Below are 11,532 nucleotides of genomic sequence, written 5' to 3'. Positions count from 1 at the left end.
AATAAACGTCACTCGCTTATTGCAAAATCTTTCGATCATTGGTATACTCAATAATTGGAGGATTATGGCATGTACCGCAATAAGCTGGGAAAGCGCTGCGGGCGCGCCTGCGCGCTGGTCGCGATGGCGGCTCTGCTGCTCGCGGGCTTGTGGGTGTGGGCGGAGGGGGCCGTGTGGCCGAACGCCTCCGGCAAGACGACCTACAAGAAGAGCGGCGCGGTTGTCGACGCCAGCCATGCCGAAGATGGTTACATCATGGCCAAGTACAAGCCCAGCAAGAAGAAACTCAAGGCCCGCGTCGCTCAGGGCGACACCGCGTACCAGTACGACCAGAACGGGCGCGGCGACTACGAGGTGTACTCGCTGCAGATGGGTGCGGGCAAGTACAAGCTGCAGCTGTACGAGCAGGTGAAGGGCTCGCGGTACGCGCCCAAGGCATCGGTTTCGTTCTCGGTCAAGGAGATGCGCGAGCACGCGCCGTTCCTGTGCCCCAACCAGTACATCTGGTACACCGAGGACAGCCAGGCGGTGGCCAAGTCATTGGAGCTGTGCGAGGGGCTTGCGGGCGATATGGACAAGGTGAGTGCCGTCTACAAGTTTATCGCCGGCAACATCCGGTATCACTACGTGCGCGCCATGACCGTTGAGCAGGGCTACCTGCCCGACGTGGACCTGTTGTTGTCGGAAGGCCAGGGCATATGCTTTGATATCGCGGCGTTGGCCGCGGCCATGCTGCGCGTCCAGGGCATCCCGACGAAGCTCGTGATCGGCTATGCCGACCGGAACTACCACGCCTGGAACGAGGTTTATGTGGACGGAGCCTTCAAGCGCATCGACCTGACCGGCGCGATCACCGGCGCCAAACCCGAGACGTACACCGCCGAGCGTTATTATTAGCCGACCTATCATTTAACGATGGAGGGGGAGAGCGGACATGCCCATCGAACAAAGCCGCCGCGCCGCCGTTTCGCTTGAGGAGACGAGCGCGTTCTGTGCCCAGATCGCGCTGATCCTGAGCGCGGGCATGCCGCTGCACGACGGCCTGGAGGCGCTCAGCCAGACCTGCGGGGGTGCGCGGGGCGGCGAAGCCTACGCCGCCGTCAGCCGTCGCGTGACCGAAGGGGGCTTGTTCGGCGAGGCACTCAAAGAAAGCGGGATTTTTCCGAAATATATGGTAGAGATGGCGACCATCGGCGAGCGGACCGGCAAGCTGGAGCAGGTATGTCAATCGCTGGCGGCGCACTACCGGCGCGAGGCGCAGGTGCGCAGCGCCGTGAAAAGCGCGACGGCCTACCCGCTGGTGCTGATGGCCATGATGGCCTGTGTGATCGCCGTGCTGACCTTCAAGGTGGTGCCCATCTTCGAGCAGGCGCTCGGCGGTATGGGCCTATCGGTGGGGGGCGGGGCAGGCGCGCTGATGCAGCTCGGCATGGGCGTCGGCAAGGGCGTCATGGTTGCGGTCGGCTTGGCCGCGGTGCTGATCCTGGTCTCGGCCGTCCTGCTGCGCACGCGGTTCAGGTCGCAGGCGCTGCGCGCGCTGTCTCGGCTGTTCCCGCCGCTCAAAAAGCTCGGCGAGCGTATCTTTGCCGCTCGGTTCGCCTCGGTGATGGCCATGATGCTGCGCAGCGGTTTCCCGATCGAGGAGGCGCTGCAAATGACGCCCGCCATCATAGGCGACGAGGCGGTGCGCCAGCGTGTGGAGGCGGTGGGCCGGGATGTGGCCGAGGGGCTGTCCTTCGCCGACGCGCTCGAGCGGTGCGCGCTGTTCGATGGGCTCAGCATGCGCGTGATCCGCACCGGCTGCGTGGCCGGGCAGGCGGACATAAGCCTTGCGCAGGTGGCCGACCGCTATGAGGAAGAAGTGGACGAAGGCATCTCGCGGCTGGTGTCGATCATCGAGCCAACGCTGGTGGCGCTCCTGTCGATCGTAATCGGCGCGATCCTGCTGTCGGTCATGCTGCCGATGGCGGGCATTATCTCCAGTATCGTATGATGCTGGTCACGCGAATCCGGCTGCGGCCGTCTTCGCGTGGGTGGGGAACGGGGGACCCGGATTGCTGAATTTCCTGCGGAGGGCGTCAGCCCGATGCGCAAGCGATGCCGAAGGGCATCACGCGAGCAGCCACGCCAACGGCGCGGGGCGGCCATTGCGAATGGAGTAAGGGCACTCTCGCCCTTTGCCGGAATCCATTTGCCTAGCTATGCCGGCACAAATGATTGAACAGGGAGGGCCTCGGCCCTCCAAGCCTCCCGAGAGAGGGGCGCGGGCGAAAGGCGGTGAGGACATGCGGGCATCGGTCGGCGCGCGTTTGCGCGGGGCGCGGGGGATCATCGCGTCGGTCGCGGTGTTCGCGCTGGTCCTCGCGCTGGTCATGGGCATCGTGGGCAATTTCGCTCGGCGCGCGGACGAGCGGCAGCTGCAAATGGTGCACGGCGCGGTCAAGCGCGCCGCGCTGACCTGCTATGCGGTGGAGGGGCACTACCCTCAAAAGCTCGACTACCTGCGCGAACACTACGGGCTTCGCTATGATGCGGAGCGCTGCCTGGTCGTCTACGATGCGTTTGCGTCCAACATCATGCCCGGCATCCGGGTGATTGCGAGGGGTCTGGCGGGCACAGGAGGTACGGAAGAGTGATCGGGCGGCAAAGGGCGCATGCCATATCGGGCGTGTTCATTTTCGCGCTGCTGGGCGCGTTCGCCGTGCTGTCTACGCTGCTCGTGCTGCTGGGCGCGCGGGCCTACCGCGCCGTGACCGAGCGCGCGGCGCTCTCTGCCGAGGAGCGCATCTTGCTCAACTACCCGCTCAACAAGGTGCGCATGAACGACTGTGCCGACCGGATTCGGGTGGATGAGAAGGACGGCGTGCCCATGCTGGTGATCCGCCACGACATCGACGGCGAATGGTATGAGACCAGCATCTACTGCCATCAAGGACGGCTGTACGAGCTGTTCGCGGCGGCGGACGACGAGATTCCGCTCGAGGAAGGCGAGCCGCTCGCGGCGGCGGACTACTTCAAGCCTGAGCTCAAAGACGGCGTCGTCTCCTTTGAGGTGGGCACGGGTTCGGGGGTCTACCGCGCGCAGGTCGCGCTGCGCTCTCGGAAAGGAGCGACGGCATGAGCAAGGGCCGTTCGTCGCTGTTGCTTGAGATCATCATCGTGCTGCTGTTCTTCGCGCTGTCGGGGGCCGTCGTGCTGGGCATGTTCCTCAAGGCGGGGGAACTCAGCGCGTCCGGGCGCGCGCTGGGCCGCGCGCTGTTCGCCGCGCAGGACGCGGTCGAGGGGTTGCGCGCGTCCGACGAACCGGAACAATACTTGGCTTCGGTCGGTTTTGCGCCGTCCGAGCCGGGCGGCTGGCGCAAGACCAATAAAACAGACCGGAGTCCGGAGATTTTGATTAACCTGGCGGACGAGGCGCTGCCGGCCGGACGGCTGTGGAGCGTGGAGGTGTCGGTGCACGACAGAGAGAAGCGGCTGACATCCCTGTCCGCGAGCTGGTATGTGCCGGATAAGGCGGTGGCGGAATGATTCGCAATGCGCAGCGCTACCGCATCGGGCCGGGGGCGGCGTCGCTAATCATGATCGTGGTGGTGCTGTGTCTGACGGTGCTCTCGCTGCTGGCGCTGATCGGCGCGCGCGCCGACTACCGGCTGGCGGAGCGGAGCCGCGAGATGGTTGCTTCCTATTATGATGCCGACGCGCGCACGCAGCGGGCGCTGGCGGCGCTCGACAGCGCGCTGATTGCGGCGCGCGCGGAACATGCGGACGAGCAGGGCTATTTCGGGGCGGTCCGTCATAACCTGCCAGAGGGTTGGATGCCGGTCGGCGATGTGCTGCGGTTCACGGCCGACGCGGGCGCGGGGCGGGCGCTGGTGATGGCGGTGGAGCTCCTGCCGCCGGGCGCGGCCGAGCGTTACCGGGTGACATCGGTGACGCTCGAGGGCGACATGACTTGGGAGGATCAGCCGATCGAAGGGTTGCTTGGGGCTGATTGATCCGGTTACAGGCGGGGTAGCTATGAACAAACGGGCGACGAGGGGGATGCGCTGTGGGATTGCAGGATGTGTTGACCAAGGTCGTGGAATTGGGCGGGTCGGATGTGTTCATTGTGCCGGGCGCGCCGGTGACGTACAAGGTGCGCGGCCAGGTTGTGACCGTGCCCGGAGACAAGCTGACGCCGCCCGACACCGAGCAATTGCTCCGGCAGGCATACGCCATCGCGCCGCGGCTATTCGATCGGTTGGCGCTCAAGGGTGACGACGATTTTTCATTCTCGATTAGCGACATCGGTCGGTTCAGGTGCAGCGCCTATCGGCAGCGCGGCTCGCTGGCGGCCTCGCTGCGGCTGGTGATGTTCGGGCTGCCCGACCCCGAACAGATGCACGTGCCCGACTCCGTGGTTGACCTGTACCGACAGAACAACGGGTTGGTGTTGGTCACCGGCGCGGCGGGCTCGGGCAAGACCACCACGCTGGCCTGCATCATCGATCGGATCAACAGCGAGCGTGCCGGTCACATCATCACGATCGAGGACCCGATCGAGTACCTGCACCCGCACAAGCGCTGCGTGATCAGCCAGCGCGAGGTGGGCGCGGATACCGAGAGCTTCTCGATTGCGCTGCGCGCCGCGCTGCGTCAGGCGCCCGACGTAATCATGGTGGGCGAGATGCGCGATTACGAAACCGCTCAAACCGCGATCACCGCCGCCGAGACCGGGCACCTGGTGCTGTCGTCGCTGCACACGGTGGGCGCGGCCAAGACCATCGACCGCATCGTCGATTCCTTCCCGGCCAACCAGCAGGCGCAGGTGCGGGTGCAGCTGTCGCTGGTGCTGCGCGCCGTGGTGTCGCAGCATCTCATGCCGACGACCGACGGGGGCCTGTATCCGGCGTTTGAGGTGATGATGGTGACGCCCGCGATCCAGTCGATGATCCGTGAGGGCAAGACCCACCAAATCGACAACGTGATCTACGGCGGGGCGGCGCAGGGCATGATCGCGCTCGACGCCGACCTGCTCAGGCTGTATAAGGAGGGCATCATCAGCGACCAGTACGCGCTGCTGTACGCGGCCAACCCCGAACTGATGCAAAAGAAGCTATAAACCGACCAGATTCGGTATCGAGAGGAGCGCGTTCCAATGGGCGAGGTTATCCGTATACAGATGATGGGCGAGTTTGCCATCTACATCGGCGAGCAGAAGATGGATCAACTGGTCAGCAAGTCGCGCAAAGGCGTGGCGCTCATGCAATACCTGATTTTGCACCGCAACGAGCCGGTGCCCAACTACCGGCTGCTCGAGACGTTGTGGACCAACGACCAGTCGAGCAACCCGGAAAACGCGCTCAAGACGCTGGTCAGCCGCATGCGCGCGGTGCTGAACCGGGCGAATGAAGGCCTGGGCGGCTGCATCGTGGCCGAGCGCGGCGCGTACCGCTGGCAGTGCATGGAGGGCATGTCGATCGACGCGTACGAGATCGACGAGTTGTTTTCGCAGCTGGGTGGCGTGACCGAACTGACCCCCGAGGCGCAGGAGCGCTACAACCGGGTGATTAAGCTGTACGCCGGCGACCTGCTGCAGGGCGGCGAGCAGACCGACTGGGCGCTGGCGCGCGCGGTCAGTCTGCACAACCAGTACCTGGTCACGGTGCACAAGTACGTCGAGCTGCTCAAGGCGGGCGAGCAGTACGACGAAATGATTAATGTGTGCCGCGCGGCGCTGGACGTGGACGCCTTCGACGAGCAGCTGCACCTGGAATTGATGGGCGCGCTGACCAAGGCCAAGCGCAACAACGAGGCGTTGCTTCAATATAAGCATGTCACCAACCTGCACTTCCGCTACCTGGGCGTGCAGCCGCCGGCGGCGATCCAGGAGTTTTACAAGCAGATCGTACAGGCGGGCAAGACGCTCGACTTCAACCTGGACACCATTCGCAACGAGTTGCGCGAGCACGGCGAGGTACGTGGTGCGTTTGTGTGCGAATACGCGGTGTTCAAGGAAATCTTCAATTTGCAGATGCGCAACCTCGAGCGGCTGGGCTCGACGATGTTCCTGGGGCTGATTATGATCAGCTCGGTCAGCGGCGGCGCCATGAACCCGCTCAAGCAAAACGACATCATGCAGGGACTCTTGGAGATACTCAAGGCCAACCTGCGCAAGGGCGACACGATCACCCACTTCAGCCCTACGCTGTATGCGCTGTTGCTGCCCACGGTCAATTACACCACCGGCAACATGGTCATGGAGCGGGTCAAGCGCTTCTTCTACCGGCGCTACCCCAACTCCAGCATCATGTTCAGCTACCGAGTCGGGCCGCTTTCGAGCGACGGGAAGAACACCTTGAAGTAAAAAAACAGGCACGCGTCGGTTTCGGCGCGTGCCTTTACGATACCCCGATCAGGCGGGAGACCGGCTCTCCGAGTAACCCGCATGTCACCGATCGGGGTTTTTTGCACAATAAATACCGAAAACAGGGTGAAAACCGCGCATTCGGTCGCATTTGCCGGCACCAATTCTTAACAAAAAAATCCTGGGCTGGAAAAATATGTAACTGCCCTCGTAACCGCCCATCCCTATAATGAGGATGTAAGTTGGAACATGGATCGGGGAACACACCCCGTCGATGACAAGGAGGGCAAATAAAATGAAGCGTAAGATGAAGTGGATCGCGGCCATCGTGATGGTGCTGTCGATGATCTTAAGCGCTGTGGCGGTAATGGCTGAGCAAGAAGGAATGATCGAGCCGGCCCCGACGTCCGCGCCGGTGGCGCAGGATGAAACCAGGCAGGAGGCCGTAAAAGAAACCGCGCCCGAGCAGACGCCCGCGCCCGAGCAGACGCCCGCGCCCGAGCAGACGCCCGCGCCCGAGCAGACGCCCGCGCCCGAGCAGACGCCCGCGCCCGAGCAGACGCCCGCGCCGGAGCAGACCGGCGAGCCTGAGCAGACCGGCGAACCCGAGCAGACCGGCGAGCCCGAGCAGACCGGCGAGCCCGAGCAGACCGGCGAACCCGAGCAGACGCCCGAACCCGAGCAGACGCCCGAACCCGAGCAGACGCCCGAACCCGAGCAGACGCCCGAACCCACGCCGGAACCGACCGAAGTCGTGGAATTCACCGGCAGCGTGAGGGTGGAGATCGTAAACCAGGGCGACATCGCGATCGGCGACAGGGTGACGCTCAGGGCGATCGTCAGCGGCGCGAACACGGACTACGAACTGGCCTGGCAGGTCAACAAAGGCAACGGCTTCCAGACGATCAACGGCGAGACGCGCGACACCTACGACTTTATCGTAACCGAGGACAACGCCGGTTATCAGTGGCAGGCCGTTGTGATCACGGAAGCGTAGTCAAAGGGCACAGAGGACGCCGGAACAGCGGTTCCGGCGCAAGCTCTTTCAAGGGGCGGCCGCTCCGCCGCCGCAGCGGCCCATCTCCCCGGCGCAGCGGCCCATCCCATTCCCCTCCTCGGAGGGGTGCCCCGGCAGGGGCGGGGTGGTTCCCCCGCAGGGCGCGGCCCCGGCTCCCGTCAGGTAAGGAACGACCACCCCGCCCGCGGGCACCCCTCCGAGGAGGGGAATGGGGAAGGAACCGTTTCCAGGACAAGCATTTTGCAGTTTGCAAGTAGAGATAAGGAGGAAGCGACATGACATTCAAAATCAAGAGGCTGTGGGCGTTGCTGATGGCGCTTGCGATGCTGGTGGGCGTGGCGGGCACGGCGCTGGCCAAGGAAACCTACTCAAAGCCCGTCGACCTCAATGGCCGGATTGTGCGGCCGCAGCCCACGCCGGACGATGCGGACGAGGGCCAAATTCCGGAGCAGCCGGGCGAGCCGAGCACCGAGCCGGGCACTGACCCGGATACCGAACCGGGCATAGAGGAACCGGCCACCGAGCCCGGTGCCGATCCGGGCACTGACCCGGGTGCCAATCCGGGTACTGACCCGGGCACCGATCCGGACACCGACGAGCCGGGCGAGCCCGAGCAGCCGGAAACGCCCGCGGAGCCCGAGTACGAAGTTGTGACCGAGCAAGAGGACGGCAAGGTGAACCTGCGCCGCACACCTGAGATTGCCGAGGACAACATCATTACCTCGATCCCCCGCGGCGCGCGGCTGACCGTGCTCGAGCGCGCGGGCGACTGGGTAAAGGTAACCTACAACGGCCAGGAGGGCTACGTAAACGCGCGGTTCGTAACCGAAATGCCCGCCGAAGCGGAGCAGCCCGACGAGCCGGAAGAGGAACCGACCGAAGTCCCGTTTGAGTCGAAGTACCAGCGCGACGGGGACGGCAACCTGATCCTGGACGAAAATGGCAACCCGGTCCCGCTGGAGCCCATGGAGGGCGAGGTGCAGTATAAGCGCGACGAGGAAGACAACCTGGTTCTGGACGAGAACGGGGAGCCGGTTGTCGTGGTGGAAGAGGACGAGCCCGCCCCGTTTGAATCGAAGTACCAGCGCGACGGGGACGGCAACCTGATCCTGGACGAAAATGGCAACCCGATCCCGCTGGAACCCATGGAGGGCGAGGTGCAGTATAAGCGCGACGACGACGGCAACCTGGAGCTGGACGAGAACGGGGAGCCGGTTGTCGTGGTGGAAGAGGAAGAAGAAAAGCCGTTGCCCGACGATCGGTCGATCCGTATCGAAGCGAAGCGGGACGGGGAGGGCGACCTCGTCGAGGGCGATATGATCGTGCTCACCGCGATCCTGAGCGGATATGAGGGGCTCGACTACGAAATCCAGTGGCAGGTTGCCCAGTCGTCTGCCGGCGCCTGGAGCGACATTCCCGGCGCGACTGGAGCCAGCTACGCGCTTGAGCTCAACGAGGATAATTACACCTGCTTCTACCGTGCGACGGTGACGGTTTCCGACGAGGGGTAGATCAAGCCCCGGGCAGGCGGCGATCCCGCCGGACGCAGATAGGAGATAAGATGTATTTACATCGAAGGAGGGCCTTCCATGTTTAATAGATTCAGGAAGCTGACGGCGCTCTTGGTCACAGCGGTCATGCTGATGACCATGTTGCCATTGAATGCGCTGGCCGCGGTCATCGCCGTGGACAACAGCGCACCCTTTTCGCCCCAGCAGATGGCTATGATGATTACGCCGGGCGACGGCGTATACGTCACCTATGAGTTCTATAATGGGGCAACACAGGTCGATAGGCGGATCGTAAAAGCGATCGAAGGTTCTGTGACCGCGCCGAGGCCCGCGACGCCGACCGACCCATCCGATGAGAGCAATAAGTTCGTCGGCTGGTTTATCGGCAGTGAGAGCGGCGAAGCGTATACGCCGGGCCCCACGGCCGCGCCCGAAGCGAGCGCCACGGTCAGGGTGTACGCGAAATTCTCGAAGGTCTTCCACGTGTACTTCCTCGATGTGGACGGCGCGAATGTCATCGCCACGCGGGAAGCCAAGGCCCCTGATTACAGGGTTACCCTTCCGCTCGAAACCGACTACCAGCCCACCGGGATGCTTGTGACCGGCTGGAAGATCAAGGGTACGGATACAGCGTTTACCGCCGACACTGTGGTGACCGAGGATACATACGTCTCGCCGGAAACAACCCCGATTTGGTGGGTTACCTTCGACACCCAGGGTGGCACGGCGCTCGCGTCGAAGCATGTGCAAAACGGACAGCCGCTGAGCCTGGACGAGGCCACCATCGGAATAACGACCAAGGTCGGCTATGCCTTCGGCGGCTGGTATGAGGACGCGGAGTACACCGGGCCGACGGGGGCAAGCATCACGCCCACCAAGGACACCACCATCTTCGCCAAGTGGAATCCGGCTTCCGTCAAATACACGGTCGTCTACTGGGGCGAGAACGCGGACGACGCCGGTTACTCCGTGCTCGCGACCGACGTCACCAAAACGGCTGATACGGGGACGGCGCTGACGCTCAACGCGACGACCGGAGCGCTGCCGAACAGCGTAACCGACCGCGCACACTTCATGTTCAATAATTCCGATACCGTGACCCTCGCGGCCGACGGGTCGTCGGTGCTGAACGTGTATTTTGCGCGAAAGTCGTACACGCTGACGTTTAGGGATTGGGAGGACGGTCATCGCGAAGGTTGGCATTGGGTTAAAGGGAAATGGGTCCCCGTCCATACCATCAACGCCAAGTATAACGCCAAGATTTCTGACAAATTCCCTGTTCCTGGGTATGTTGGGCGCGCATGGAAGGCGGAGTCGGAATCAGATTATTATTATGCGCTTCAGACCCTCGATCGGATGCCGGGTAAGAATGTCACTTTTGACTTGTATGATAAGAGTTCCCAGACTGAAAAGACGATCCACTACTATGTGCGGAATGTGGACGATACTGCATGGACGTTGCTCAAGGATGTAAAGACGTATTTCAACTTTATCACCTATGATGAGGAATACCATCCAATCGACGGTTTTACTCGCCAGAGCAAGCAAGAGGCGGGATTTAGTGGCGACATAAAGGATTTTCATAACAAAGAGGTTTCCCTCTACTACCTTCGCAACAAGTACGCGCTGACATTTAACAACTACGGCTCGCAGACCTCCGAGCAGGTAGCGTATGAGGCGTCTCTGTCTGGCAGGAATTGGACGCCCAGTCGTCCTTCCAGCTTTAGTGCCAATGCTGTGTTCAAGGGCTGGTACCCGGTTGCGCCCGCAAACATCACCAGTCCCGATGGCCAGAAGTTCAATTTTGCAAGCGAGAAGATGCCCGCCAGCAATCTCGTGCTCTACGCCTATTGGCAGGAGCCGACGATCAAGATCACGGTCGACATCGGCGAGGGCGAGGGGAACCCCTTCTCCAGCAACGAGGGAAAGGGCACCTCGGTCGAGGCGTCCGATGCCTACGGGGATGCGAAGGCCGCAATCGACGATGCGGGGAAGACCGTGTCGAAGTGGGTGGTTGGCGGAAGCAGCAACCCGATCGACATCAAGCAGCCGCGCGATACCGACACCAAGGTCTACGCCGTTTTTGCGGGGAACGCCGCCTACCGGGTCATATACGGCCTGGGGTCGGTCACCGGGGATGCGCCGGTGGACAACAACACTTATGAGACCGGCACCGGCGCCAAGGCGAAGCCATTCCCGACCGGGATCACCGTGCCGAACGGGGAGCAGTTTGCCTACTGGACGGATGCGACTGTGCCGGACAGCAAGTACTACCCCGGCGACAGCGTCCCGATTTACAACAGCAACGTGACGCTCACCGCAATCTACGTCCCGCAAGGCGCGACGGTTTCTGTGACCTATCACTCGAATTTTGGCACAGATACAACGGTTACGGTCGATGCGGGTATCAACAACAGCGAAATCACGGTGTTGGGCTATGACGCTGTCGTGGGTCTTCCGCAGCGCGATGGCTACGACTTCATCGGTTGGAACACCCAGGCGGACGGCAAGGGGACTTCCTTCGCCGCAGGTTCGTCCGCGCGCGTGGACAATACCGACAGCAACGATCTCTTTGCGAAGTGGAAGCTGAAGAAGTACACGATCACGACGTCGATCGACAACGGCGGAACGATCACGGCGACGGGTTCCGTTGAGCA

11 protein-coding genes are annotated in these 11,532 nt (G+C 62.7%); all 11 read left to right on the top strand.

Annotation, left to right across the window (positions count from 1 at the left end):
* The first annotated feature begins 69 nt into the window (after positions 1-69).
* Positions 70-897 (top strand): transglutaminase-like domain-containing protein, encoded by an 828-nt coding sequence (locus ACH6CV_RS17585; RefSeq protein ID WP_456359525.1) that lies wholly within the window; start codon positions 70-72, stop codon positions 895-897.
* A gap of 37 nt (positions 898-934) precedes the next feature.
* The gene (locus ACH6CV_RS17580) at positions 935-1,993 is read left to right on the top strand and encodes a type II secretion system F family protein (protein ID WP_456359524.1); all 1,059 of its coding nucleotides are present in this window, start codon (positions 935-937) and stop codon (positions 1,991-1,993) included.
* Between the two features lie 292 nt (positions 1,994-2,285).
* A complete protein-coding gene (locus ACH6CV_RS17575) occupies positions 2,286-2,636 on the top strand; it encodes a hypothetical protein (RefSeq protein WP_456359523.1) in 351 nt (116 codons plus the stop codon).
* On the top strand, positions 2,633-3,121 hold the full coding sequence (locus ACH6CV_RS17570) for a DUF4860 domain-containing protein (RefSeq protein WP_456359522.1): 489 nt from the start codon (positions 2,633-2,635) through the stop codon (positions 3,119-3,121). The genes ACH6CV_RS17575 and ACH6CV_RS17570 overlap by 4 nt, the downstream gene beginning before the upstream one ends.
* Positions 3,118-3,528, top strand: a complete 411-nt coding sequence (locus ACH6CV_RS17565) for a hypothetical protein (RefSeq protein ID WP_456359521.1) — start codon at positions 3,118-3,120, stop codon at positions 3,526-3,528. Before ACH6CV_RS17570 ends, ACH6CV_RS17565 begins: the two co-directional genes overlap by 4 nt.
* Positions 3,525-3,995, top strand: a complete 471-nt coding sequence (locus ACH6CV_RS17560) for a hypothetical protein (protein ID WP_456359520.1) — start codon at positions 3,525-3,527, stop codon at positions 3,993-3,995. Before ACH6CV_RS17565 ends, ACH6CV_RS17560 begins: the two co-directional genes overlap by 4 nt.
* Positions 3,996-4,048: 53 nt before the next feature.
* Positions 4,049-5,101, top strand: coding sequence for a type IV pilus twitching motility protein PilT (locus ACH6CV_RS17555; protein ID WP_456359519.1), 1,053 nt, complete (start codon positions 4,049-4,051; stop codon positions 5,099-5,101).
* A 36-nt stretch (positions 5,102-5,137) separates the two neighbouring features.
* On the top strand, positions 5,138-6,346 hold the full coding sequence (locus ACH6CV_RS17550) for an AfsR/SARP family transcriptional regulator (protein ID WP_456359518.1): 1,209 nt from the start codon (positions 5,138-5,140) through the stop codon (positions 6,344-6,346).
* A 295-nt stretch (positions 6,347-6,641) separates the two neighbouring features.
* Complete coding sequence (locus ACH6CV_RS17545; protein ID WP_456359517.1) at positions 6,642-7,343, top strand: hypothetical protein; 702 nt, start codon at positions 6,642-6,644, stop codon at positions 7,341-7,343.
* 296 nt (positions 7,344-7,639) lie between these two features.
* Positions 7,640-8,875, top strand: coding sequence for an SH3 domain-containing protein (locus ACH6CV_RS17540; RefSeq protein ID WP_456359516.1), 1,236 nt, complete (start codon positions 7,640-7,642; stop codon positions 8,873-8,875).
* 78 nt (positions 8,876-8,953) lie between these two features.
* On the top strand, positions 8,954-11,532 hold a 2,579-nt coding region (locus tag ACH6CV_RS17535; RefSeq protein WP_456359515.1), incomplete at its 3' end, for an InlB B-repeat-containing protein.

This window comes from Anaerozeibacter quisquiliarum, from assembly GCF_051162045.1.
Taxonomy (GTDB): Bacteria; Bacillota; Clostridia; order Christensenellales; family Aristaeellaceae; genus Anaerozeibacter; species Anaerozeibacter quisquiliarum.
This window is presented reverse-complemented; position numbering and strand designations above follow the sequence as displayed.